This window comes from Cupriavidus sp. F041 (assembly GCF_057814235.1).
The window spans coordinates 2,213,983-2,239,533 of record NZ_JBVASY010000002.1; the positions used below are offsets into that span (position 1 = coordinate 2,213,983).

Here is a 25,551-nt window from a genome sequence, read left to right on the forward strand (position 1 = left end):
CGTCATTGCACACCCGGATACAAGAAAGAAGCTATGGCCACACCCTCCCCCCTGCGCACCGTGCGCGACCTGCTGCGCCTGGCGGTCTCGCGCTTCACCCAAGCCAAGCTGTCTTTTGGCCACGGCAGCGCCAACGCCTACGACGAAGCCGCCTACCTGGTCCTGCACACGCTGCACCTGCCGCTGGACACGCTCGACCCCTTCCTCGACGCGCGCTTGCTGCCCGAGGAAGTCGAGGCCGTGCTGAACGTCATCGAGCGCCGCGTCACCGAACGCGTGCCCGCCGCCTACATTACCAACGAGGCCTTCATGCATGGCCTGCGCTTTTACGTGGATGCGCGCGTGATCGTGCCGCGCAGCTTCATTGGTGAACTGTTGCAGGAAGGACTGGAACCCTGGGTGGGCGACAGCGCCGAAATTGGCCCGGTGCTGGAACTGTGCACCGGCTCCGGCTGCCTGCCCATCATCGCCGCGCATGTTTGGCCGAAGGCCCGCATCGACGCCGTCGACATCTCGCCGGATGCGCTCGCCGTAGCACGCCGCAATGTGGCGGACTACAAGATGGAAGACCGCATCAGCCTGTACGAGGGCGACCTGTACGCACCGCTGCCCGCCGGCGCCAAATACGATGTGATCCTCACCAACCCGCCCTACGTCAACGAAACCTCCATGCAAGCGCTGCCGGCCGAATACCAGGCCGAGCCGCGCATCGCACTGGCTGGTGGCGACGACGGCATGGACGTGGTCCGCCGCATCATCGCTGGCGCCAAGGCGCACCTGAACCCCGGCGGCGCGCTGGTGGTGGAGATTGGCAACGAGCATGCCAACGTGGAAGCGGCATTCCCCGACCTGGAGATCGTCTGGCTGCCGGTCAGCGCCGGCGAGGAGCAGGTGTTCCTGCTGACTTATGAGGCGCTGCCTGGTTGACGGCTCGCTCAAGACACGGCCGCAGATTCCTGCGGCCTTTTTTCTTTGCACCAACAGCACTGCCGTTTCGGCGGCTCCGCGCAGTTTTGACTGATAAACCCGTTGGCAAGGAGGTTCAACGGCCAACACCGATCAAACGACGAGCGATCCCTCCTGCCGCCGGATAGTCTACCGATACACTCACCACCCCGCCAATCCCTTCAGCACCGCCTCCCTGACCTGCTCCACCACGCTCTCGCGCCAGTCATCGGTATCCCCATAAAAGGCATGCCACATCGCCTGCCGAATCAGGTTCCGCTGGCCTTCGTCCGCTTCCGGATGCAGGTGCAGCCAATGATCGCCACGTAATGCCTCCAGGACCTCGGTGACAGGCAAGGTGCCGAACTCAAGTGCGATGCCGTTGTACGCCAGCATCGGCAAAGTCTCTGGCGCGGCCATCCAGGCCATGCCGTTGAGATTGGCCGATGCCGACGAGCCGTCGTAGATCGAAGTGACATTGCTGCCCCAGATGGCGCGCACCTTGCCGATTCCCTCTTCGCGGTCCGGGCCCATATAGATAGGCTCGCCGTAGCCCCAAGGCCCCAGACCGGTATGCAGGTCGATCCAGCGCAGGGCTTCGCGCCCGGCACCGAAGCGGGCCAGGACGCGGCGCAGCGTGTAGTTGCTCCACGTCGCCTTGTTGCCGCCGAAGAACAGCCCTTCGGGCGCCTGATACTGGCCGGCGCTCACCGCCGCCTGGTACCAGGACAAGCCCTTCTCGGCCACGGTCTTCATCAGCGCCGCCTGGGCAGCCTCGGAAGGCGGCCACTGCTCGGGCAGCAGCATCGGCGCCACTTCGGCGTACGGCGCGTTCTCCGGCAAGGGCCTGGTGAAATCCATGAAATTGCGGTTGAGGTCGACATTGTCCTCATTGACGCGCCGCATATGCGAGAAGCCGTAGGGATTGACCGCATGCACCATCAGCAGCGCCACGCCGGCATCGGCGCACGCCTGCAGCAACGCGGCGTCGCCCAGCATGGCGACCTGCGCCCCTGAACCGCAGAAACCCTCCACGCCATGCATGCCCGAAGTCACCATCAGGAAGCGCCTGGCCTCGGCGTCGCCGACCCAGGCCACATCCATGGCGAGTTCCTCGCCGGCGCTGCCGCGCTTGGTGGGATGGGGAAAATCGGTCAGCGTGGCGCCGGCGGCATGGGCGGCATCGCGGAATTTCTGCCTGGCTTCGGCATAGCTGCGGGAAAAGCTGGTGTGCAGGGACATGACAGCAGATTTCGCGCTTGGCGAGGAGTGAGGGTGCCGCTATTAAACGCCAACTTGCCTGCCAATGCCATCCGAAGCCGGCCAGCTAGCCCTTGGCGCCCTTGGCGCCCTTTGCGCCCTTGGGATCCGCCGGCGGGGTCTCGCGCAGCAACAGGGAGCGGAAGGCATGCGGATGCACCTGGATGCCGGCGGCGGCAATCTGTGCCGCGGACAGCACCAGATGCCGCGCCAGCCAGTCATGGATGCTGCGCAGGAACCGGCGTTGCTCCAGCCGGTTGGAATCCCTGATCACACGCTCCAGCTTGACGTGGGCGGTATAGACATCGAGCAGGTTGATACTCTTGAGCTTGGGCGGCGTGGTTGCGCTGCGCTCGATGGCGAGAATGCGCTTGACCTGGGCATCCGGCAGTTCGCCGCTATGTAGATAGGCCTGATAGACCTCTTCCAGCGCCGGAAACCGCACGGTCGGCTGTACGCGGGGGACGCCAGCCACCTTCTCCATGCGCAGGACCAGGTAGCGGATGGCGGCCGCGCGACGCAGCGCGGCGTCGCCAGCCTTGCCGCCACGTCCGCTGCCGGCAACGGCTCGCGCACGCACCACGGCGGTGGTAGGCGCCTCGAATTCCTCGTTGTCCGCGGCGGTGGGCTCGGGCACGGGTTGGCCCGCATCCCGCTCCGTGAAGTCGGGGACCAGTTCGAGCAGGCCCGGTTCGGCCAGCACGGCACGCGCGCAGGCTTCGCCGAAGGGGTGTTCGTGGCCCTGCGCGTCACGCAGGATATAAGCCTGCCCGTTGCCGAAGCCGTGATGCCGGCCACGGCCGACATGCTGCCGGCAGCGCGTGCCGGGTTCGACGAAATCCTTGCGTACGGGGGTCCAGCTCCCGTCGTTGACTGCAATCATGAATCTGCGTGTGCCTGCGGTTGCCCGCGCTTGCCGGTCCAGGCCGGTGCGCTGCGTGATGGATGCTGCGGGATGCTGCGGGATGCTGCGAATGGCCCGCCACCTGCGGCGCGCCACCCGCTATTGTCCACCATCGCGCCAGCGCCGGCCATGCAGGCCGGCCAATGCCCTACTTCAGCATGAACGACATCGCCGACAGGCAGTTCAGCATGCGCACGGCCGCCTGCGCCGAGGCAGCCTCGAACACCAGCGTGACGCCGTCCATGCGCTCCAGCGTGGGCCACTGGCAAAACAGGTCGGCGAACGCCGGGCTCTGGGTCTGCAGGCGGCAACGGATCGGGCCTTCGATCATCAGGGGGCGCCCGTCCGCATTGCGCACCGCCAGTTCGGCGGCCGCCGCGATGGCCTCGCGCGAGGCGGCAGGCGACAGCGTGGTGCCGCTGCCGTTGCCGCCGGCTTCCTTGGTCCGCACATAGCGCACCCACGGCATCAGCGGGCGGGTTTCATTCACGAAGACATCGTCGCCGCTGGCCATCAGCACCGGCACGCCAAATTCGCCCGCCAGCGCGCCGTACAGCCCGGCCTCGCCCAGTTCCTGCCCGTTGAGCCAGATACGGGCGAACGCGCCGCTGTTGATGGTGTGCGCCAGGATGCCGCGGCTCTGCGCGCGGCCGTGGTAGCCGATCATGAAGACGCCGTCGCAGCCCTGCACGCCGGCCAACATGCCCAGGTAACGCGGCTTGCCCAGCACCAGGCGCGCGCGCGGGTCGAGCTGGTCGGGCAGCAGGTTGCGAAAGCCACCGTGCGAATCGTTGACCAGCACATCGGTCGCGCCGCCCGCGAAGGCGCCCTGCACGGCGGCATTGGCCTCGGCCGTCATCCAGGCGCGGGCGCGTTCGTACTCGCCGTTGCCGGCTCGCGTCTGCTCGGGATGGAAAACCCCGGCTACGCCTTCGATGTCGGTGGAAATCAGGATCTTCATGGCTTGTGGAGATTCAGTTCTTCGGTGCCGCGTGCCGCAGCCATTGCGGCAGCCCGGGCATCAGTTCGCGCAGCGCGACACGCTGGTGCCCATCGCGGCCACGCACGGTTTCGGCCTCCCACAGCGCATGCAGGATGGCCTGCTCGACGCTGTCGGCGGCGGCATGGAACAGCGCATCGAGCCTGGTTTCATGCAGCATGGCCAGCGCCGGCATAGGCGCGCCGGCTTGCTGCGGCACGGTGTAGGCGGTGGAAAAAGCCAGCGCGATGTCGCCCGAACCGTGGCCGAATACCGAGCCGGTGCGCGCCAGGCCCGCACCCGCGCGTAGCGACAGGCGGCGCAACTGGCGGGCGTCGAGCGGCGCGTCGGTGGCGAGGACCATGATGATCGAGCCCTTCTCCGGCCCGCACTCCGCCGGCGCTTGCGTATGCGCCTTGAGCCGTTCGGCCAGCACGCCGCCAAGGCGCGCGCCGGCCACGGTGAAACTGGGCAAGGTGCCGAAGTTCGCCTGCACCAGCACGCCCACATGGTATTCGCCCGCTTGGCGGGACGCTGAGCCGATGCCGCCTTTCAGCCCGAACGACGACATGCCGCGCCCTGCCCCGACAGCGCCCTGCGCGAAATCCACGCTGGCCGCGGCGCAAGCCTGCGCATAGTGCGCCTCCTGCACAGCCATCGCCTGTATGTCGTTCAGGTAGCCGTCATTGCACTCGAACACCAGCGGGTTGACCGTGGGCCAGGCGCGGCCGATCTCCGGGTTGGCCGCAATGGCCTGCCGGATCTGCGCCTGCGACAGCGCGCCCACGGCAAAGGTGTTGCTCAGCGCGATGGGCGTCTCCAGCACGCCGAGCTCGTCCACCTGCACCAGGCCCACGCTCTTGCCGAAGCCATTGAGCACCGTCGCGGCGGCCGGCACCTTGTCGGCGAACAGGTTGCCGCCGTGCGGCAGCACCACCGTCACGCCAGTCTGGCAGGCGCCGTCGGCCAGCGTGCAATGGCCGACCGTCACCCCCGGCACGTCGGTGACGCTGTTGCGCGCGCCGGCTGGCAACGCGCCGATATGCGGCATGCATCCGAACATCTGCGTGCGTTCCTTAGCGCCGGTCGATCTTCGGGTCCAGCGCGTCGCGCAGGCCGTCGCCCAGCAGGTTGAACGCCAGCACGGTCAGGAAAATGGCAAGGCTGGGGAAGATCGCCACGTGCGGCGCGGTGACCATGTCGGCGCGGGCTTCGTTGAGCATCGCGCCCCACTCCGGCGTGGGCGGCTGCGCGCCCAGACCGAGGAAAGACAGGCTGGCTGCGGTGATGATCGAGGTACCGATACGCATCGAGAAATACACCACGATGGACGAGATGGTGCCCGGCAGGATATGCCGCATCAGAATGGTGAAGTCGGATGCGCCGATGCTGCGCGCGGCTTCCACATAGGTCAGGCGCTTGAGCATCAGCGTATTGCCGCGCACCAGGCGGGCAAAGGCCGGGATGCTGAACACCGCCACCGCGAAGATCACATTGGTCATGCCGTTGCCGAGGATGGCCACGATGCCGATCGCCAGCAGGATGCCGGGGAAAGCGAACAGGACGTCGGAGATACGCATCACGATGCGGTCCCACCAACCCTCGTAGTAACCGGCCAGCAAACCCAGCACGGTACCGACGATGGCGCCGATGATGACCGAGAAGAAGCCTGCCGCCAGCGAGATGCGGGCGCCGGCCAGGATGCGGCTGAAAATATCGCGCCCGAGCGAATCGACGCCGAACCAGTGCGCGGCGGAGGGGCCGGCATTGAGCGCGTCATAGTCGAAGAAATTCTCCGGGTCGTAAGGCACCAGGTGCGGCGCGAGGACCGCCACCGCCACCAGCAGCAGCACGAACACGCCGGCGCCGAGCGCCAGGTGCTGCTTGCGGAATTTGCGCCAGAACTCGGTCCAGGGCGTACGCACGGCTTCTTGCGTGGCGGCTGCGGCCGGGACGGCGGTGTCGCCGTTGGCGGGCGTCGAAAGCTGGGTCATGCCGGCCTCACTTACTTGTAACGAATGGCGGGGTTGATGACGGTGTACAGCACGTCGACCACCAGGTTGATCAGGATGAACTCGAGCGAGAACAGCAGCACCTCGGCCTGGATGACCGGGTAGTCGCGCATCTCGACCGCGTCCACCAGCAGGCGTCCGAGGCCAGGCCAGTTGAACACCTTCTCCACCACGATCGAGCCGCCCAGCAGGAAGCCGAACTGCAAGCCCATCATGGTCACCACGGGAATCATGGCGTTGCGCAGGCAGTGCTTGGCCACCACCAGGAACTCGCCCACGCCCTTGGCGCGCGCGGTGCGCACGAAATCCTCGTTCAGCACTTCAACGAAGGAGGCGCGGGTGAAGCGGGCCATCACCGCGGCCACCGCGGCGCCCAGCGTGATGGACGGCAAGATGTAGTGCTTCCAGGTATCGGCGCCGATCGACGGCAGCCAGCCCAGCTGCACCGAGAACACTTCCATCAGCAGCATGCCGAGCGCGAAGGCGGGAAAGGAAATGCCCGACACCGCCAGCGTCATGCCGAAACGGTCGGGCCAGCGATTGCGCCAGACCGCAGAACTGATGCCGATCACCATGCCGAAGATCACTGCCCACACCATCGAGGCCAGCGTCAGGTACAGCGTCGGCATGAAGCGGTCGCCGATTTCCTCGCTGACCGGGCGCTTGGTGCGCAGCGAATTGCCGAACTCCCACCGCAGCGCGTTCGAGAAGAAGTTCACGAACTGCACGGGCAGCGGCTTGTCCAGGCCGAGATCGCGGCGCACCAGTTCCACCGTGGTCTGGTCAGCCTCGGGGCCGGCCGCGAGCCGGGCGGGATCGCCCGGCAACAGGTGGACGAACAGGAACACCAGCACTGCCACGATCAGCAATGTGGGGATCACGCCCAGGAATCGTTTAAGAAAGTAGTTCAGCATGAAGCACCGGATGATTAGAGACCGCGGGCCGCCCGCCCTGCCCCCGCATCTGTGGGCAGGCGGCCGTGCACGGCTTACTGCGCTGTACCGCTAAGCGATGGCTGGGAGCGTGGCGCCTGCTTGTGGGACGCGCCACGCGTCGTGCCGATACGCTTACTCTTACTGCTTGATATCGATCTCGTCGAAGCTGAACGAACCGTCGGGCATCACGTAGGCGCCGGTCAGGCGCTTGGCGCGCGCGAACAGCACCTTCTCGGTCACCAGGAAGGCCCAGGGCGCATCCTTCCAGATGTGTTCCTGCGCATCCTTGTACAGGCGGGCCTTCTCGCCGCGGTCGGTGGTACGCAGCGCGCCGGCGATGTCGGCGTCAACCTGGTCGTTCTTGTAATAGGCGGTGTTCAGCAGCTTGGGCGGCATCGACTCGGAAGCCAGCAGCGGGCGCAGCGCCCAGTCCGACTCGCCGGTCGACGACGACCAGCCCACGTAGTACATGCGCACGCCGGCGTCTTCCGGCTTCTGCACGCTCTCCACCTTTTCCACGCGCTGGCCGGCTTCGAGCGCCTGCACCTGCGCCTTGATGCCAACCTGCTGCAGCTGCTGCTGCACGAACTGGATCACCTTCTGCGCAGTGGTGTGGTTGTAGGCGGACCACAGCGTGGTCTCGAAGCCGTTCGGGTAGCCGGCTTCCTTGAGCAGCGCGCGCGCCTTGGCCGGGTCATACGGCCACGGGCCCAGCTTCTCGGCATAGTCCACGCCCGCGGGCACCACGCCATCGGACGGCGTGGCGTAGCCGGCAAACGCGACCTTGGCCAGCGCTTCCTTGTTGATAGCGTAATTGATCGCCTGGCGCACCTTCGGGTCGTTGAAGGGCTTGACCATGGTGTTCATGGTCAGGTAGCGCTGGATGATCGACGGCGAGGCGATCAGGTCCACCTTGGCGCTGCCCTTGAGCACGGCCGCCTGCTCGAACGGAATGCTGAAGGCAAAGTCCGCTTCGCCGGTCTGCATGATGGCGGCGCGGGTGTTGTTGTCCACCACCGGCTTCCAGGTGATGGTGTCGATCTTGGGATAGCCGGTCTTCCAGAAACCGGCGAACTTCTTGCCCTTCAGGTAATCGGGCTGCTTCCACTCGACGAACTCGAACGGGCCGGTGCCGACCGGGTGGAAGGCGATGTCCTTGCCGTATTTCTGCAGCGCGGCAGGCGAGATCATCACGGCGGACGGGTGGGCCAGCACGTTGATGAACGGCGAGAACGGCTCCTTCAGCGTGACCTTGACGGTGTTGGCGTCGACCACGTCGGTCTTGGCCACGCGGTTGAACAGCGTGTAGCGCTTGAGCTTGTTGGCCGGATTGGTGACGCGGTCGAAGTTGGCCTTGACGGCGGCGGCATCGAAGGTGGTGCCGTCGTGGAACTTCACGTTCTTCTTCAGCTTGATGGTGTACGTCAGGCCGTCCTTGCTGGCTTCATAGCTCTCGGCCAGCACGTTGATCAGCTTCATGTCCTTGTCGAAGCCGAACAGGCCTTGATAGAAGGACTTGGCGGCGGCTTGCGACAGCGTGTCGTTGGCGTCGTACGGATCCAGCGTGGTGAAGGTGGAATACACCGCCATCACGGCATCCTTGGCGGCAAAGGCGGGACCTGCGCCGAGCGCGGCCAGGGCCAGGCCACCGGCGATCAGCTTCGAAGGGACCAAACGGGACATCATCGATTCTCCTTGGGAAATTCTTCGGTTCATGCTTAGGTTCAATAAGCGCCGCCAATGGCGTGCCGGGCTACAAAATGATGGGAAGCGGCGTTGCCGCCAACCGCCACCAGCGGCTGCACCAGCGGCTCGTCGCCGAGCGCGCGGATCGGGCTGGGCATCTCGTCCGAGAGCGGCTCGCGCTTGAGGTGGCGGCGCGCCGGATCGGCGATCGGCACGGCCGACATCAGCTTCCTGGTGTACGGGTGCTGCGGGTTCTCGAAGATCGCGCGGCGCGGGCCGATCTCGACGATCTGGCCCAGGTACATCACCGCGACGCGGTGGCTCACACGCTCCACCACCGCCATGTCGTGCGAGATAAACAGGAACGCGATGCCCAGTTCGCGCTGCAGGTCGAGCATCAGGTTGACGATCTGCGCCTGGATGGAGACATCGAGCGCGGAGACCGATTCGTCGGCCACCACCACCTTCGGGTTGAGCGCCAGGGCGCGGGCGATGCAGATGCGCTGGCGCTGGCCGCCCGAGAACTCATGCGGATAGCGCGAGGCGTGCGCCGCAGGCAGCCCGACCTTCTCCAGCAGCCACGCCACCCGTTGCTCGGCCTCCTTGCCGCTGGCGACCTTGTGCACCAGCAGCGGCTCCATGATGGAGTAGCCCACCGGCACGCGCGGATCGAGCGAGGCGAACGGGTCCTGGAAGATGAACTGGATATTGCGGCGCAGGGTCTGCAGTGCGCCGCCGCGCATCTGGCTGATGTCCTGCCCGTTGAACTCGATGGTGCCGCTCTGGCTGTCGACCAGGCGCAGCAGCGAGCGCCCCGTGGTGGACTTGCCACAACCGGACTCACCCACCAGCGCCAGCGTCTCGCCGGGGTAGAGGTCGAAGCTCACGCGCTCCACCGCATGGACGCGGCGCGCCACGCGGCCCAGCAGGCCGCCCGGCACGTCGAAGCGGGTCACCAGGTCGCGCACGCGCAGGATAGGCGAGGCGTGCGCCGGCACCGTGTCCTGCGGCACCGGCGCCACCGGCTCGCCCTCTTCCAGCTGCACCAGCGGGAACTTGGCCGGCCAGTCGGTGCCGCGCATGGCGCCCAGCTTGGGCACGGCGGACAGCAGCGCGCGGGTGTACGGATGAGCCGGCTTGCCGAACACCTGTTCGGACGTGCCCTCCTCCACCTTCTCGCCGCGGAACATCACCAGCACGCGGTCGGCCACCTCGGCCACCACGCCCATGTCGTGGGTGATGAAGACCACGGCCATGTCCATCTCGGCCTGCAGGTTGCGGATCAGCTGCAGGATCTCGGCCTGGATGGTTACGTCGAGCGCCGTGGTGGGCTCGTCGGCAATCAGCAGCGCCGGCTTGCACGACAGGGCCATGGCGATCATCACGCGCTGGCGCATGCCGCCGGAGAGCTGGTGAGGGAAGCGGTCCAGCACGCGGCGCGCTTCGGGAATGCGCACGATCTCCAGCATGCGCAGCGCTTCGGCGCGCGCCTCGGCGCGGTTCTTGCCCTGGTGCAGGCGGATCGATTCGGCAATCTGCTCGCCGACCGGGAACACCGGGTTGAGCGAGGTCATCGGCTCCTGGAAGATCATCGCCACGTCGCTGCCGCGCACGCCGCGCATGGTGGCGCCGTCGGCCGTGGCGAGATCGAGCACCGCGCCGTTGCGGCGGCGCAGCGCCATGCTGCCGCTGGCGATCTTGCCGCCGCCGTGTTCCACCAGGCGCATCAGCGCAAGGGAGGTCACCGACTTGCCCGAGCCCGATTCGCCCACCACGGCCAGCGTTTCGCCGCGATCGACGTGGAAGGACAGGTTGCGCACCGCGTCCACCGTGCGCTCCGAGGTGGAGAAACGCACGCTGAGATCGTTGACGGAAACCACCCGTTGCGGTGGCAGGACGATGGTCGACTTGGAAGAGGATGCAGCCACTGGGCCCCCTTAGTGCCTAGGTTGATGCTTTGCTCGATGCTTTGCTTGGTGCTTTGCCTGGTGCGGTGCGGATGCCGTGCCCTGGCACGCTCACCCGTAGATCCACACATTGGCCGCTTCGCCCACCCGGGCGAAACCGCGGTACATGCCTTCGGTGTTGAAGGGCAGCGTGACGTTGCCTTCGCGGTCCACCGCGATCAGGCCGCCGCGTCCGTTGATGGCGGGCAGCTTATCCATCACCACCCGGCGCGCGGCTTCCTCCAGCGGCAGGCCTGCATAGCGCATCTGCGCCGCCACGTCGTAGGCGGCCACCGTGCGGATGAACATTTCGCCGGTACCGGTGGTGGAAACCGCGGCCACGTCGTCGGCAAAGCAGCCGGCGCCGACGATGGGCGTATCGCCCACCCGGCCCACCTGCTTGTTGGTAACGCCGCCGGTGGAGGTCGCCGCGGCGAGGCGCCCTTGCGCGTCGAACGCAACGGCCCCTACCGTGCCGAACTTGTTGTCCGGGTCGATCGGCTCGGCGGCCAGCGAGGCGGCATCGTGGTCCAGCAGGGTCATGCCGCTGGCGGCGCGGGCGCGTTCCCACTGATCGGTGCGCGCCTGCGTGAAGTAGTAGCCGGGCGCGACAAGCTCCAGGCCCTGCGCTTGCGCAAATGACTCTGCGCCCTCGCCGGCGAACAGTACGTGCTCGCTCTTTTCCATGACCGCGCGCGCGGCCAGCACCGGATTGCGCAGCCGCTTGACACAGGCCACGGCGCCAGCGCCCAGCGTGGCGCCGTCCATGATGGCGGCGTCCAGCTCATAGGTACCGGCGTGGGTCAGCACGGCGCCCTTGCCAGCATTGAACAGCGGGCAATCCTCAAGCAGGCGCACGGCCTCGGTCACGGCGTCGAGCGCGCTGCCGCCATCGGCCAGCACACGCTGGCCGGCTTCAAGCACGGCGCTGAGCGCGGCGGTGTATTCGGCCTCCTTGGCGGGGTTCATGGCGGCACGGGTGATGGTGCCGGCGCCGCCGTGGATGGCGATGACTGGGGTGTTCATTGGATTCACGATGCGTTCGGGGTAGTGTTCTTGCGGCGTGCCGGGGCACGCCTGGCGCGGCCTTCGGCAGCCTCGTCCTGGCGCGGCTCGCGCGCGTCGCGCCCTTGTCCGGGCGGGGCGCCGTGCAGCCACGGCAGCAGGAACTCGGTCATCTCGGCGGCCGCCTTGACGGCATGCGCGGCGCGGTAGGCCACGGCGCCGCACAGCGCTTCGATGTAGGCGAGCACCGCGGCGTCCGAGTTGGCGGAAAGCTGGCGGCCGGTATGCGCGTACAGCGCGATATCGGCGAGCGACGCCAGCGGCGAGGTGGGTCCGTCGGTCAGCGCCAGGATGCGCGCGCCACGCGAGCGGGCGCGCCGGGCGATGGTCACGGTGTCATACACGTAGCGCGGGAAACCGATCACGATCAGCAGGTCGCTGCGCTGCAGCTTGAACAACTGGCGCGCGGCGGTGGAGGCGCCCCCGGCGCCGGATACCGAAATCACCGTGCGGCAGGACATGTCCAGCCCATGTTGCAACAACCCGGCGAGAAAGCCGCTGGCGCCGAAGCCCACCACGAAGATGCGCTCGGCAGCCAGGATGGCCTCCACCGCGCGTTCGCAGGTCTCGGCGTCGAGCGCGCGGCGCGAGGCTTCCAGGTTGCGCACGTCCTCTTCCAGCGAGGCGGCGAACACTTCGGCCACCGTGGCCGGACGCGCCAGTTCGGTGCGTAGTTTCTCAACGGGTGCAAGAGTGGCTTCGAAACCGCGCACCAGTTCGGCGCGAAATTGCGGAAAGCCCTCGAATCCCAGCGCACGCGCGAAGCGATTGGCGGTGGCCACGGACACCTCCACGGCATCGGCGAATTCGTCGATACGCATGGTGGCGGCACGGAACGGGTTGCCCAGCACGTACTCCGCCATGCGCTGGTGCGCCGGCGTCAGCGTGGGCAGGGCGCGGGCAATTCGTTCCGTGATTGAAGCGCTGCCATTGCCGCCATTGCCGCCATTAGGGGCAGCCTTGCCGGGAGAGCCTTGGGTACCGCTGGACATGGTGCGTGCTTTTGGTTGGTTGGAGATGCGCGCGCCGGAAACGAGGCCTTCATCCGGTGCGCATCGATGTAAATAAATTTACACGCAAAGCGCATGCCATGAAAATAGAGTTTTACCAGCTCAAGGGTTTTCACCTATGACCGCTACCGGCTGACCTGGCTCCGTGCGGCGCATAATTCACATTAATGAAGGGCTGGCTCGCAGCGCGTTGCGCGTTCCGGAGGTATCGGCATATGAAGCGGCTACAATGCCGGGTTGCCCCGTGCCATGCCGGGGCCGGATTGACCGAACGCCCAGACCCGCCCTTCTCCAGCCTCTCCCTCCCGTGATCCGAATCGACCAGCTAGTCCTCCAGCGCGGCACCAAGGTGCTGTTCGACCACACCAGCGTGACGCTGAACCCCGGCGAGCGCGTCGGCCTTGTCGGCGCCAACGGCAGCGGCAAGTCGACCTTGTTCGCCATGCTGCGCGGCGAGTTGCAGGCTGACGGCGGCGACGTGGCGATCCCGCCGCAGTGGCGCACCGCCCATGTGGCGCAGGAAACCCCGGCCGTGATGCGCAGCGCGGTGGAATATGTCATCGACGGCGACACCCAGCTGCGCGATATCGAAGCGCGCATCGCCGCGGCCCAGGCCAGCGGCGACGGCACCGCGGAGGGCGACGCCCACGCAGCGTTTGCCGACGCCGACGGCTACACCGCGCCGGCGCGGGCCGAAGCGCTGCTGCTGGGCCTGGGCTTCACGCTGCCGCAGGTGTCGCAGCCGGTGGCCTCCTTTTCGGGCGGATGGCGCATGCGGCTGAACCTGGCGCAGGCGCTGATGTGCCCGTCCGACCTGCTGCTGCTCGACGAACCCACCAATCACCTGGATCTGGATGCCATCGTCTGGCTGGAAGACTGGCTGGCGCGCTATCCCGGCACGCTGGTGATGATTTCCCACGATCGCGAGTTCCTCGATGCGATCTGCAACGTCACGGTGCACATCGAGAACCAGCAGCTGCGCCGCTACGGCGGCAACTACAGCCAGTTCGAGACGCTGCGCCTGCAGCAGATGGCCTTGCAACAGTCCGCCTACTCGCGCCAGCAGAAAGAAATCGCCCACCTCGAGTCGTTCATCACCCGCTTCAAGGCCAAGGCCAGCAAGGCGCGCCAGGCACAGAGCCGGGTCAAGGCACTGGAGAAGATGGAGCGGCTGGCGCCGGTGCATATCGCCGCGGGCTTTGCCTTCGAGTTCCGCGAGCCGGATTCGGCGCCCAACCCGATGATGGTGCTGGAAGGCGTGGACTGCGGCTATCCCGCCCCTGCGCCGGATGCGCCGCCCGTGACCATCCTGCATAACCTCACGCTATCGATCCAGACCGGCCAGCGCATCGGCCTGCTGGGCGCCAACGGCCAGGGCAAGTCGACGCTGGTGAAGACGCTGGCCGGTTCGCAGGAAGCGCTGGCCGGCACGCTGCGCCTGGGCAAGGGGCTGCAGATCGGCTATTTCGCCCAGCACCAGCTGGAAACGCTGCGCGACCAGGACTCGCCGCTGCAGCACCTGGCGCGGCTCGCGCCGGACACGCGCGAGCAAGAGCTGCGCGACTTCCTCGGCAGCTTCAATTTCCGCGGCGACATGGCCACCGCATCGATCGAGCCGTTCTCCGGCGGCGAGAAGGCACGGCTGGCGCTGTCGCTGATCGTCTGGCAGAAGCCCAACCTGCTGCTGCTCGACGAACCGACCAACCACCTGGACCTCGACACCCGCGAGGCACTCACCATGGCGCTGGCGCAGTTCGAGGGCACGCTGATCGTGGTCTCGCACGACCGGCACCTGCTGCGCGCCACCACCGACCAGTTCATCCTGGTAGCGGACGGCACCATCAAACCCTTCGACGGCGACCTGGACGACTATCGCGACTGGCTGCTGCAGCAAGCCGCCGCCAAGCGCAACGCGGCCAGCGCCTCGCACGCGCCGGCGGACGGCGATGCCTCGGCCACATCGAACGCCAACCGCCGCGACCAGCGCCGCGCCGAAGCGGACGAACGCCAGCGCCTGACGCAGTTGCGCAAGCCGCTGACCAAGGAGCTGGAAAAGGTGGAGAAGCGCATGGCCGTGCTGCAACAGGCCAAGACCGAGATCGACGCCTTCATGGCCGACGAGACCAGTTATGCGGAAGCCAACAAGGCCAGGCTGATGGAGATGCTCAAGCGCCAGGGCGAGGTCGGCGGCGAGCTGGACACGCTGGAGGAGCGCTGGCTCGAACTGCAGGAGCAGATCGAACAGATCGTGTAAGCGTGCGAGGAATGCCGGGGGCGCCAGCCCCCGGGAAGCGCGCGCCGGCAGCAGCCGGCCGCGCCAGGCAGATCAGCGGAAGTTCTTCTCGCGCCGGATCATGCCCACCGCCAGCGTGGCGGTCAGGATAAACAGCCAAATCAGCGACCACGCCGGGATCGACAGGCCGAAGATCGGGGGCAGCGGCGTGGTGCACATGCCATCCGAGAAGAACACCTGCGGCAGGACCTTGGCCGTGGGCAACTGGTTGACCCAGTTCTCCAGCGGATCGATGCCGCAGCTGGCCTTGGGATTCAGCAACAGCGACACGTGATAGCCCGCCACCGCGATGCCAGCCACACCGGACAGCATGCCCAGCCCTTGCCACAGGCTGCGCGTGTTCTGCGCGATGGCGGCCAGCAGCGAGAACACGCCGATTGCCACGAAGGCAAAACGCTGCATCACGCACAGCGGGCACGGCTGATACCCCTCGACATGCTGCAGGTAGAGGGCATAGCCGACCAGCCCGAAGGAAATCGCGGCGATCAGCAGAAAGAAACTACGGGAATTGGCTTGCATGGCTCACTAGCAAAAAAATGGCCGGGCGGCACCCGTCGAAGCGCTAGACAGGCACCGCGAGGCCCTCCATCGGTGCGCCGGACGGCGTTGCCGTCCGCGCAATACGAGGCACATTATTACCGATTTTGCGAAAGATGCCCCCACAATCCCGCGCGACGGGCCCGACGCCACTTGCGGCGGATTGACGCAGGCCGCGATGGCACCGCGCGGCGCGCAGGGCCACGCGCAGGCGCCCGCACAACAGGCTGGCGCATGGCTCGCGTAAGGCGGGTGGAAACCGCCACAGTAAGAGCGGCCAGCCTCCCGCGAGCGCGCCGCCCTCAGGGTGCGCGGACGTTGCCGGACAGCGCTTGCCAGCGCTGCGCTGACATGCGGTACAGCCAGTGCAACAGCAGCGGGCTGTCTTGCGCGACCGCAGGGTGCTCAAAGGTGCCGTCCGCCACCATGCCCAGCCGCTCCATCACGGCGCGGGAACGCACATTGACCAGCGCGGTGAACGAGACGATCTCCGCCAGCGCCAGCCGCCCGAAGCCAAATTGCAGCGCAGCCCGCGCCGCCTCCGAGGCAAAGCCCTGCCCCCAATGCGTCCGCGCCAGGCGCCAGCCGATTTCCACGCAGGGGGAAAACGGCAGCGTCGCGGCAGGTTCATGCAAGCCGACGAAGCCGATAAAGGCGCCATCCTCCTTGCGCTCGACCGCCCAGAAGCCCCAGCCGCGCGCAGCGATCAGCGACTGGCAACGCAACGCCATGGCGTCGCTGGCGGCGCGGTCCAGCGGCGTCGGAAAGCACGCCATCACCACCGGATCGGCATTGAGCGCGGCAAAGGGCGCGAAATCCGCCTCGCGCCACTGGCGCAAGCGCAGGCGGGCAGTTTCCAGGACGACCGGCTCATTACCGGCCGCGCCTGCCAGGGAAGTCTGTCGATCGGGCATGTTGACGATACCTCCCGGGCTAGCGCGCGGCCGCGCCCTGCCCGGCCTGGCTGCGCTCGTAGGCTTTCAGCGCCTGCGCATCCTGATGGCTGACGAGCTCGCAAATCAGCAGCGTCTTGCCCGGCAGCGCAGCGCTTTCGCGCGCCACGATGGAAACGGTGCCGAGACCGGGCAGAGGCTGCTGAGCGGCCGGCAGAGCGCGGGCAAAGCCCTTGGTGGCGGTGCCCAGCAAGGTCGAAGTCTCCTGCTTGAGCTGGTAGCGCGCGGCCAGCGCTTCGGCCTGCCGGCCCTGCACCAGCACACCCACCGACGTACCGGCGAATACCACTTCATCGCTAGCGAAACCGTCCTGCACGATGGGCTGCGGCAGCTTGTAAATGGCCGCGCCCAGCCTCGACAGATCCGGCTTGGCGAGCTTCTCGGCGGCCTCGTAGAGCGCGGTGGCGGTCTTCGTCGTGTAGGGCGGCTTGCACAGCGCTGCGTCAAAGAACGGCCTGGCGCCATCGGCCGCGGCCGCGGCCCCGTGCAGCAACGCAGCGCCGCAGCCGATCGCGGCGAGCATGCCGTGGCGGCGATGGACGTTGAAAAACCGCATGGATGAACTCCGATTGAGAAAGTGCTGCGGAATATACCCAAAATTGCCACCGGAGAGGGTCAGGAAAAGGCTGGCGCCGTCACTCCAGGTGCCGGACCCGGTCGATTGCCTGTTCCAGCCGCTCCACCGCCATCACCTCCAGCCCGTCGATCTTCTGCTTGGGCGCATTGGCCTTGGGAATCACCGCGATCGAGAAGCCAAGCTTGGCCGCTTCGCGCAAGCGTTCCTGCCCGCGCGGGCTGGGCCGGATCTCGCCGGCCAGGCCGACTTCGCCGAAGACCACCAGCCCGCGCGGCAGCGGCTTGTTGCGCATGGAGGAATGGATAGCCAGTAGCACCGCCAGGTCGGCCGCCGGCTCGGAGATCTTGACCCCGCCCACGGCGTTGAGAAACACGTCCTGGTCGAAGCATGCAATGCCGGCATGGCGATGCAGCACCGCCAGCAGCATGGCCAGCCGGTTCTGCTCCAGCCCCACGGCCAGGCGCCGCGGGTTCGGCACGTGCGCGGTATCCACCAGCGCCTGTACCTCCACCAACAGCGGCCGCGTGCCCTCCTGCGTCACCAGCACGCAGGAACCGGGCACCACCTGCTCGTGCTGCGACAGGAACAGCGCGGAGGGATTGCTGACGCCGCGCAGGCCACGCTCGGTCATGGCGAACACGCCCAGCTCGTTGACCGCGCCGAAGCGGTTCTTGAAAGCGCGGATCAGGCGGTGCGAGGAATGCGTGTCGCCCTCGAAATACAACACGGTATCGACTATATGCTCCAGCACGCGCGGCCCGGCCAGGCTGCCGTCCTTGGTCACGTGCCCGACCAGGATGATGGTGGTGCCCGTGCTCTTGGCGATGCGGGTGAGCTGGGCCGCGCACTCGCGCACCTGGGCCACCGAGCCCGGCGCCGAGGTCAGCGCCTCCGAGAACAAGGTCTGGATCGAATCGATCACCGCCACCTCGGGCTTCTCCGCCTCCAGCGTGGCCTGGATTTTTTCCAGCTGGATCTCCGCCAGCAGCGCCAGGTGCGGACTGTCGACGCCGAGGCGCTGCGCGCGCAATGCAATCTGCGCGCCGGATTCCTCGCCGCTGACGTACAGCACGCGCCGCTGCGCGGCCAGGTTGGCCAGCGCCTGCAACAGCAGGGTGGACTTGCCGATGCCGGGATCGCCGCCGATCAGCACCACGCCACCGGAGACCAGGCCGCCGCCCAGCACGCGGTCGAACTCATCGATGCCGCTGGAGAAACGCGGCACGTCGGCGGCGTCGATTTCCGACAGGCGCTGCACCATCGCGGAAGCCGCCAGCGGCTGGAAGCGCTTGGCCGAGCCGGTTTCCGCCACGGTCTCCACCAGGGTGTTCCATTGCTGGCACTGCGGGCACTGGCCTTGCCAGCGCGGCGAGGTACCACCGCATTCGGTGCAGGTGTAGACGTTCTTGGGCTTGGCCAACTGGAGTCCTCGGGAATGGGGGGGATATGAGATACGGCGGGTACAGGCAGGCGGGCAACACATCCCGCGTGGGCGAGCCGCGCCTTCAATGCGATGCACATGCACGGCCCGGAGCCGCCCCGGCCTGCCCGCGAACGGACCGGCCGGGCTGGATGTGGCAGGCGCTCCGCGCGGCCGCTCAGGCCAGTGCCGGCTGCTCCGGCGCGGTCAGCGTCGCCACAGTCACCGGCACGCGGGGCGACAGTGCGCACATCAGCTCATAGCCCACGGTACCGCTGGCGGCGGCGACGTCGTCGATCGGCAAGCCCTGGCCCCACAGGGTCACGGGACTGCCCACCTTGGCCTTGGGGCAAGGAGTCAGGTCGACGCAGATCATGTCCATGGAGACCCGGCCCACCAGCCGAGTACGCACGCCGTCGACCAGCACCGGCGCCGGGTTGTCGCCCCAGCCCGCCGCATGCCGCGGATAGCCGTCGGCATAGCCGCAGGCCACCACGCCGATGCGCATCGGCCGCTCGGCCTTGAACAGCGAACCGTAGCCAACGGTATCGCCCGGCTGGAGGTCCTGTATCGAGATCAGCTCGCTGTGCAGCGACATGGCCGGTTGCAGGCCGAAGCTGGACACATCGGCCGCCTGGCCCGTGGGCGATGCGCCGTACAGCACCACCCCTGGCCGGACCCAGGCGCGGTGGGCCTGCGGATGCCACAGCGTGGCGGCGGAGTTGGACAAGCTGGCCTCGCCCGGCAGGTTCGCGGTGGTGGCGTCGAACACTTCCATCTGGTGCGCGATGCCGCGCGCGCTGTCGGCGTCCGAGAAATGGGTCATATGCACGATACTGCCCACGCATGAGAGGGTCCGCGCACGCTCCCAGGCTGTCCGGTATTGCTCCGGGCGAAAGCCCAGGCGGTTCATGCCCGTATTGAGCTTGAGCTGGATCGCCAGCGGGCCCTTGGGCCGCGCCACTTCCAGCATGCGGAGTTGTTCGTCGCAGTGCACCACGGTGGTAAGGCGGTACTGCTCCAGCAGGGCCACATCCTGCGGCTGGAAGAAACCCTCCAGCAGCAGGATCGGGCCCTGCCAGCCCAGTTCGCGCAACAGCACGGCTTCGTTCAGGTCGAGCAGGCCGAAACCGTCGGCGGCGCGCAGGCCGGCGAAAGCACGGCGGATGCCGTGGCCATAGGCGTTGGCCTTGATCACGGCCCAGACCCGCGACTGGGGTGCGCAACGGCGCACAACGTCCAGGTTGTTGGCCAGGGCCGGTTGGTGGATGACGGCGTGAATGGGTCTTGGCATGAGATCGCTTCTAGAGGCTTGCGGCGCGGCGGCGCGGCTGGGGTCCTGGCTGTCTGGCTGGAACGCGCCCGCCCGATGGTTGCACCATATCCGGGAAGACCCGGTACGCGCGGCACGTTGCACAGACGTTATTTGAACACATTGGAGCAAACATTTAGGGAATCGCGGCGCGCTTGCGTTGTCCAACCGGCGGCCCGTGGATGCTCGGAATCGCCTTATTTTCGTGTTATAAAGCCGGACGTTCCGGCCATGTTTTAAAAGTGATGCAATATGTCAAACACGGTCAGGCAAACTGCGCGGCACTCCCGAGGTTGGCACGAGCATCACTTTGACAACGACGCGGGCCCAGGTTCCCTACAGGCAACAACAGCGCCGAGCGGCGCGCTGGTGCCAGTCACGTACGGTAATAGCGATGGAGATAGAGTCCAAAGTATGAAGAAGGGTTTTTATACCATCATGGCGGCGCAGTTCTTCTCATCGCTGGCCGACAATGCGCTGCTCATCGCCGCCATCGCCCTTCTCACCGAACTGCATTCCCCGCCGTGGATGACCCCGCTGCTCAAGTTGTTCTTCGTGCTCTCCTACGTCGTGCTGGCCGCCTTCGTGGGCGCCTTTGCCGACTCGATGCCCAAGGGCAAGGTGATGTTCATCACGAACACCATCAAGATCGGCGGTTGCGCCATCATGATGTTCGGACTGCACCCGCTGCTGGCCTATGGCATCGTCGGGTTCGGCGCGGCGGCCTACTCGCCCGCCAAGTACGGCATCCTCACCGAACTGCTCCCCCCGGAAAAGCTGGTGGCCGCCAATGGCTGGATCGAAGGCCTGACCGTGGGCTCGATCATCCTCGGCACCGTGGTGGGTGGCGCGCTGATCTCGGTGCATATCTCGCAACTTCTGCTGGGCATCGACGTACCCGGCGTCAATACCGGCATCAATACGCCGGCCGAGGCTGCGATGGTGGTAATCATGCTGTTCTACGTGATCGCAGCCATCTTCAACCTGTTCATTCCCGAGACCGGCGCGCGTTACCCGCAGCAGGAAAAGAACCCGATCAAGCTGATTGCCGAATTCGCCGACTGTTTTACCGCGCTATGGCGCGACAAACTGGGCCAGATCTCACTGGCCGTGACCACGCTGTTCTGGGGCGCCGGCGCCACGCTGCAGTTCATCGTGCTGAAATGGGCGGAGAAGTCGCTCAGCCTGAACCTCTCGCAAGGCGCGCTGCTGCAGGCCGTGGTGGCAGTGGGCGTCGCGGTCGGCGCGATCATGGCGGCCATGCGCATTCCCCTGCGCAAGTCGCTGTCGGTGCTGCCCTTCGGCGTGGCGATGGGCGTGGTGGTGATGCTGATGGCCTTCTACACCAAGAACAGCATGCCCGACATTACGTTCCAGTTCTTCGGCATGCATATGCCGTTGTACATGGCCATCGCCTACGTGTTCCTGATGCTGGTAGGCGGCATGTCCGGCTACTTCGTGGTGCCGATGAACGCCCTGCTGCAGCACCGCGGGCACGTGCTGCTATCGGCCGGGCACTCGATTGCCGTGCAGAACTTCAACGAGAACGTTTCCGTGCTGCTGATGCTGTGCCTGTACGCATTGCTGATCAAGCTCAATGTGCCCATCGGCATCGTCATCGTCGCGTTCGGCATTTTTGTCTGCGTGACCATGCTGCTGGTGATGCGCCAGCACCGCTACAACGTGCGGACCTTCAATTCGCTGGCCATGATCGGCGAAGACAAGCACCACTAGCCAGGCAGAGGGCCGGGCACGGCCCTTCACCCCACCGGCCTGGCGATGCGCTGGCGCGCACGCTCTTCCCACCCCGGCGGCACCACGAAGCCGCGCGTACGTTCCCGCCACACGCCGGGCTGCCCCGCCGGTTCCACTTCGCATAGCATCACCGGGGCCTCGCGCCGCCAGTTCTTCTCGTGGTGCGTTTCGGCAAAGCGCTGCGCCAGGGCCTCCTGCACCGCCTCCGGCGTCTCCGTATGCGCTTGCGCCACCCTGGCCGGCGCCATCCATGCCGAGCGCGGCAGCCGGTACCAGCGCGATCCTTCCCGCTTGTGCGCCCAGTCCGACCAGTCCTGCAAGGTAGACCACCAGCCATGCAAGTGGTCGGGCGCGATTCCCAGATCGCCGATGGCAGCCGGCACCACGCCGTCCCGGTAGAACAGCCACCCGAGCAGGTAGACCTCGCTGCGATCGACCGGCCGGCCCAGCAGCGCACGGGCCTCCGGCGTATGCGACAGCGGCAGCTGGCGGCGCACGATATGTTCGAGCTTGTCGCCCAGCCGGTCCACCAGGTTGGGGCCGACGAAGCAATGCCGGTCCAGCACGGCGTTGCCGCCCCCGCCACCGCGCGGCCCGGCATCCGCGAGGGGCTCGACCAGCAGGTAGAACTTGGCCGCCATCTCCCAGTGCACGGTGGCGCCGCTGGCCACGTCTCGCCAGACAAAATCCAGCTCTCCAAGCGTTTGTACGCCATGGGTGCCGGCGCGGCGCACCGGCAGGTTCGCCGCGAGCAGTTCCAGTCCCTCGGTGTGTTCCAGCGTGAATTGCAGCAGGCGTTCCGCGTGCCGGCCCAGGCGCAGGCTGGGCGCGGGCGACGGACCACGCACGCGTTGCTGTTCCTGGCCAAGCGCCAGCTCGGCAATGGTGGGCGGCAGCGAACCGGGATCGGCAGCCGGCAGCCAGCGCTGCCAGGCGGCCAGTGCCCCTTCCGGCCAGCGCGCCAGGGCCGCGTGCGAAAGCGCCGAGCCGTTGAGGATGGGATCCGCCTCAGCTTCGGGCAGGAACGCGAGCAATGGGGGCGAAAGCGAGCACCAGGCGAGTTCGCGCAGGCGCTGCGAGGCGGCATGGCGCCAGAGCGGCGCCATCTCGATGGCGCCGCTCTGGCTTAGCGCGAAATCAGGCCTTGGCTCCCGCACGGTCGTGCACCTCGCGTGCCAGGCACAAGTCCTCCCAGGCACGCGCCTTGTCGGACAAGGTGCGCAACAGGTAGGCGGGATGGTAGGTCACCACCACCGGGATGCCTTCATAGCTGTGGACGGTGCCGCGCAGCTTGCCGATCGGCGTAGTGGTGCGCAGCAGGGACTGAGCGGCAAAGCGCCCCAGCACCAGGATCAGCCTGGGCTGGATCAATGCGATCTGGCGCTTCAGGTAGGGTTCGCACTGGGCGACCTCTTCCGGCTCGGGATTGCGGTTGCCGGGGGGATGGCACTTGAGTACGTTGGCGATATACACATTGCGTCCGCGCGCCAGGTCCAGGGACGCCAGCATATTGTCGAGCAGCTTGCCGGCCTGGCCGACGAAGGGCTCGCCCTGCTTGTCCTCGTTTTCGCCAGGCGCCTCGCCGATCAGCATCCATTCGGCCTGGCGGTCGCCCACGCCGAACACGGTCTGGGTGCGGCCGTTGCACAACTGGCAGTCCATGCAGCCCGAGACGCGCTGTTCGAGCGCGGTCCAGTCCAGCGCGGCAATGGCGGCGGAACGCGCATCGGCGTCCACACCCGGTTGGGCTGCCGGCGAGGGATCGAAGCCGCTTTCCGCCGGGATCGCAACGGGCGGCCGGGGAGGAAGACGGACCGGTGCCGGTGCCGGGACGGGCCCGGCATCCATGTCTGGCCCCCATGCGGAAGGCGCCGCCCCTGCAACCGCGTCGTCCGCGCCGGCTTCGGCTGGCGCATCGACAGCGGCAGCGCGCGTGATGACAACCTGCTCGGCTTCCTGCGCGGGCTGGTCGTCGTGATCCAGGGCATCTTCACCGACGGTGGCGGAGGCGTCCGCGGCCGCTCCGGGTGGCTCGGCGGCCTCCGGCATGGCTGGTGCGCGGCGCAGCACCCATTCATCGGCGATGCCGAGCACTTCGAGAAACCTGGCGCGGCGGCTCATGGCATGGCCTCCACAGGCGCCCAGGCGCGGCGCAGCACCAGCGCATCCTCCCGCGCATGGCCCGCGGCCGGGTAATAGCCCTTGCGCCGCCCGATCTCGGCAAAGCCCGCCTGGCGGTACAGCTCGATCGCCCCGACGTTGGAGGGCCGCACTTCCAGCAGCATGGTATGCAGGTGATGCCCGTGCGACGTGGCCAGGGCAACGGCCAGCAGCAGCCGGCCCAGCCCGCCACGCTGGCGCACCGGGTCCACGGTGATATTGAGCAGGTGCATCTCGTCGACCACCGGCATCAGCACCGTATAGGCAACCAGCACGCCGCCGGGATCCCGCAAGGTCAGGCCAATATGCCCCGCCTTGACGGAATTCTCGAAATTGCCGCGCGTCCACGGATGGCTATAGGCCCTGGCTTCGATCTCCGCGACGGCTTCGACATCCAGCGCGCTCATGCGGCCAATGGTCCAGCCTGCCGGTATGCTCGGCATCACCGGCATCTCGGGCCACGCGCAGCCGGCGCCGGCTCCCTGGCCAGAGCCGGGACGGGCCGCGCCGTCGGCGGGTGGCAGGTTGCGCTCCACGCTCACGGCTGCTCCCCCGCCGCGGCCAGCGAGGCGCGCTGCGCCGCTGCGGCCTGGCGCTCGGCGATGGTCTGGGCAACCTTGTCGCGCAGGTAGATCGGCATGGCGTCCGCCGCCGCGACGGTTTCATTGCGTGCCAGCGCGCGCAGGGCAATCGATACCAGCGCCGGCGCGGCGGGCAAGGCTTCGGGCACGCTTTGCTGCGCCATCCCCGTGACCTTGAGGCGCTCGCCAAACACGGCAGCGGCGCTGCCTGCCAGCCAGAACGGCCCGGCCGGCAGGCTGACGGCCTCGGGCGGGCACACCTGCATTTCGGTCGCCGCCTGCCACTCGTGTGCGCTGGCGTCCCAGCGGAAAGCGCCCGCATAGGCTTCGTCCATGCGCGCATCCAGGGCAACCAGCACCGACACGCCGGGCGGCAAGGCGGGCATCCCCTCCCCGCCCAGGCGCACGCGCTCGGCACAGGCCATCAGCGAATTGACGGGAATCACCGGCAGGTCGGCCCCGAAGGCCAGCCCCTGGGCCACGCCGCAGGCGGTGCGCAGGCCCGTGAAGGAGCCCGGCCCGGCGCCAAACGCGATGGCGGCACAATCGGACAAGGCGATGCCGGCCTCGGCCAGCAGCTCGCCGGCGGCCGGCAACACGCGGGAAGACGAGCGCGGGCCGGTATGTTCATGACGAACCAGGCACTCAAGGGCGCCGCCATCGGCAAGGCGCCCGAGCGCGACCGAACACCACTCGGTGGAGGTTTCAACTGCAAGAATCCAGGACATGGCGAGATTGTATCCGGAGCGACCTCAAAAGCTGAACTTGCGCGCGTCCGGGCCAACCCGCAACCGGGCGCCCCATCCCCGCGGACTGAAGTGTTCTTCGGTTTCTTTCAGCGCCAACGCACGGTGGCGGGCGCTATCATCGCGGCTCACGCGCTTTGTCCCCCAACGCTTCCCCTTCAAACCCACCCAGGAGAATCCCATGAGCGATCTGCAGGCACGCTTCGCCCAAGCCCAGCTCGACGTCAAGCAACTGACCGAGCGCCCCAGCAACATGACCCTGCTGCGCCTGTATGCGCTGTTCAAGCAAGGCAGCGAGGGCGACGCCCACGGCGACAAGCCGGGCATGACCGATTTCGTCGGCCGCTACAAGTTCGAGGCCTGGGAGACGCTCAAGGGCACGGCCCAGGACGACGCCAGGGAAAAATACATCGCGCTGGTGGAGGAGCTGCTCAGCGGCACCACCGCCTGAAGCCGGACCGCCCCCCCGGTTCCC

Annotated in this window: 23 protein-coding genes; 4 read left to right on the top strand and 19 right to left on the bottom strand. The window is 67.2% G+C overall.

Features of this window, described 5'->3' with window-relative positions; all coding sequences use genetic code 11:
• Positions 1-33 precede the first annotated feature (33 nt).
• A complete protein-coding gene (prmB, locus tag ACZY0R_RS27500; RefSeq protein ID WP_441633421.1) occupies positions 34-927 on the top strand; it encodes a 50S ribosomal protein L3 N(5)-glutamine methyltransferase in 894 nt (297 codons plus the stop codon).
• 180 nt (positions 928-1,107) lie between these two features.
• Here prmB and ACZY0R_RS27505 read toward each other — a convergent pair whose 3' ends face one another.
• The 10 genes from ACZY0R_RS27505 to ACZY0R_RS27550 form a co-directional block, all read right to left on the bottom strand.
• Entirely contained in the window at positions 1,108-2,187 is a 1,080-nt protein-coding gene (locus ACZY0R_RS27505) for a M14 family metallopeptidase (RefSeq protein WP_488862832.1), read from the bottom strand.
• Between the two features lie 85 nt (positions 2,188-2,272).
• The gene (locus ACZY0R_RS27510; protein WP_488862834.1) at positions 2,273-3,088 is read right to left on the bottom strand and encodes a hypothetical protein; all 816 of its coding nucleotides are present in this window, start codon (positions 3,086-3,088) and stop codon (positions 2,273-2,275) included.
• Positions 3,089-3,257: 169 nt separating this feature from the next.
• Positions 3,258-4,070 carry a M55 family metallopeptidase gene (locus ACZY0R_RS27515; RefSeq protein ID WP_488862836.1) on the bottom strand — a complete coding sequence of 271 codons (813 nt, stop codon included), beginning with the start codon at positions 4,068-4,070 and terminating at the stop codon, positions 3,258-3,260.
• Between the two features lie 13 nt (positions 4,071-4,083).
• Entirely contained in the window at positions 4,084-5,151 is a 1,068-nt protein-coding gene (locus ACZY0R_RS27520; protein WP_488862838.1) for a DmpA family aminopeptidase, read from the bottom strand.
• 13 nt (positions 5,152-5,164) lie between these two features.
• Positions 5,165-6,082, bottom strand: coding sequence for a glutathione ABC transporter permease GsiD (gene gsiD, locus ACZY0R_RS27525; RefSeq protein WP_488862840.1), 918 nt, complete (start codon positions 6,080-6,082; stop codon positions 5,165-5,167).
• Between the two features lie 11 nt (positions 6,083-6,093).
• Positions 6,094-7,014, bottom strand: a complete 921-nt coding sequence (gsiC, locus tag ACZY0R_RS27530; RefSeq protein ID WP_488862842.1) for a glutathione ABC transporter permease GsiC — start codon at positions 7,012-7,014, stop codon at positions 6,094-6,096.
• A 159-nt stretch (positions 7,015-7,173) separates the two neighbouring features.
• Positions 7,174-8,721, bottom strand: a complete 1,548-nt coding sequence (gsiB, locus tag ACZY0R_RS27535; protein WP_488862844.1) for a glutathione ABC transporter substrate-binding protein GsiB — start codon at positions 8,719-8,721, stop codon at positions 7,174-7,176.
• Positions 8,722-8,759: 38 nt separating this feature from the next.
• Positions 8,760-10,649, bottom strand: a complete 1,890-nt coding sequence (locus ACZY0R_RS27540) for a dipeptide ABC transporter ATP-binding protein (protein ID WP_488862846.1) — start codon at positions 10,647-10,649, stop codon at positions 8,760-8,762.
• A 90-nt stretch (positions 10,650-10,739) separates the two neighbouring features.
• Positions 10,740-11,693, bottom strand: coding sequence for an isoaspartyl peptidase/L-asparaginase family protein (locus ACZY0R_RS27545; RefSeq protein WP_488862848.1), 954 nt, complete (start codon positions 11,691-11,693; stop codon positions 10,740-10,742).
• Between the two features lie 5 nt (positions 11,694-11,698).
• Complete coding sequence (locus ACZY0R_RS27550) at positions 11,699-12,724, bottom strand: MurR/RpiR family transcriptional regulator (protein ID WP_488862850.1); 1,026 nt, start codon at positions 12,722-12,724, stop codon at positions 11,699-11,701.
• A 325-nt stretch (positions 12,725-13,049) separates the two neighbouring features.
• On the opposite strand from ACZY0R_RS27550, the gene ACZY0R_RS27555 reads away from it, so the two are divergent.
• The gene (locus ACZY0R_RS27555) at positions 13,050-14,996 is read left to right on the top strand and encodes an ATP-binding cassette domain-containing protein (protein ID WP_045241512.1); all 1,947 of its coding nucleotides are present in this window, start codon (positions 13,050-13,052) and stop codon (positions 14,994-14,996) included.
• Between the two features lie 72 nt (positions 14,997-15,068).
• On the opposite strand, the gene ACZY0R_RS27560 is transcribed toward ACZY0R_RS27555, so the two are convergent.
• The 5 genes from ACZY0R_RS27560 to alr form a co-directional block, all read right to left on the bottom strand.
• Positions 15,069-15,554, bottom strand: coding sequence for a disulfide bond formation protein B (locus tag ACZY0R_RS27560; RefSeq protein WP_045241513.1), 486 nt, complete (start codon positions 15,552-15,554; stop codon positions 15,069-15,071).
• 320 nt (positions 15,555-15,874) lie between these two features.
• On the bottom strand, positions 15,875-16,486 hold the full coding sequence (locus tag ACZY0R_RS27565) for a GNAT family N-acetyltransferase (protein ID WP_488862853.1): 612 nt from the start codon (positions 16,484-16,486) through the stop codon (positions 15,875-15,877).
• A gap of 19 nt (positions 16,487-16,505) precedes the next feature.
• Positions 16,506-17,081 carry a hypothetical protein gene (locus ACZY0R_RS27570; protein ID WP_488862855.1) on the bottom strand — a complete coding sequence of 192 codons (576 nt, stop codon included), beginning with the start codon at positions 17,079-17,081 and terminating at the stop codon, positions 16,506-16,508.
• Between the two features lie 79 nt (positions 17,082-17,160).
• Positions 17,161-18,522, bottom strand: coding sequence for a DNA repair protein RadA (radA, locus tag ACZY0R_RS27575; RefSeq protein ID WP_488862856.1), 1,362 nt, complete (start codon positions 18,520-18,522; stop codon positions 17,161-17,163).
• A gap of 178 nt (positions 18,523-18,700) precedes the next feature.
• Positions 18,701-19,816, bottom strand: a complete 1,116-nt coding sequence (gene alr / locus ACZY0R_RS27580; protein WP_488862858.1) for an alanine racemase — start codon at positions 19,814-19,816, stop codon at positions 18,701-18,703.
• A 432-nt stretch (positions 19,817-20,248) separates the two neighbouring features.
• Between alr and lplT the strand changes: the two genes are divergently transcribed.
• Complete coding sequence (lplT, locus tag ACZY0R_RS27585) at positions 20,249-21,568, top strand: lysophospholipid transporter LplT (RefSeq protein WP_045241518.1); 1,320 nt, start codon at positions 20,249-20,251, stop codon at positions 21,566-21,568.
• A gap of 26 nt (positions 21,569-21,594) precedes the next feature.
• Here lplT and ACZY0R_RS27590 read toward each other — a convergent pair whose 3' ends face one another.
• From ACZY0R_RS27590 to tsaB, 4 genes are all read right to left on the bottom strand, one after another.
• Complete coding sequence (locus ACZY0R_RS27590; RefSeq protein WP_488862860.1) at positions 21,595-22,746, bottom strand: DUF1853 family protein; 1,152 nt, start codon at positions 22,744-22,746, stop codon at positions 21,595-21,597.
• Positions 22,727-23,710: a uracil-DNA glycosylase gene (locus ACZY0R_RS27595; RefSeq protein ID WP_488862862.1), complete on the bottom strand. Its 984-nt coding sequence runs from the start codon at positions 23,708-23,710 to the stop codon at positions 22,727-22,729. Before ACZY0R_RS27595 ends, ACZY0R_RS27590 begins: the two co-directional genes overlap by 20 nt.
• Complete coding sequence (gene rimI / locus ACZY0R_RS27600; RefSeq protein WP_488866215.1) at positions 23,707-24,201, bottom strand: ribosomal protein S18-alanine N-acetyltransferase; 495 nt, start codon at positions 24,199-24,201, stop codon at positions 23,707-23,709. The genes ACZY0R_RS27595 and rimI overlap by 4 nt, the downstream gene beginning before the upstream one ends.
• Before the next feature lie 86 nt (positions 24,202-24,287).
• Positions 24,288-25,058: a tRNA (adenosine(37)-N6)-threonylcarbamoyltransferase complex dimerization subunit type 1 TsaB gene (gene tsaB / locus ACZY0R_RS27605; protein WP_488862864.1), complete on the bottom strand. Its 771-nt coding sequence runs from the start codon at positions 25,056-25,058 to the stop codon at positions 24,288-24,290.
• 199 nt (positions 25,059-25,257) lie between these two features.
• On the opposite strand from tsaB, the gene ACZY0R_RS27610 reads away from it, so the two are divergent.
• The gene (locus ACZY0R_RS27610) at positions 25,258-25,527 is read left to right on the top strand and encodes an acyl-CoA-binding protein (protein ID WP_488862866.1); all 270 of its coding nucleotides are present in this window, start codon (positions 25,258-25,260) and stop codon (positions 25,525-25,527) included.
• Positions 25,528-25,551 lie beyond the last annotated feature (24 nt).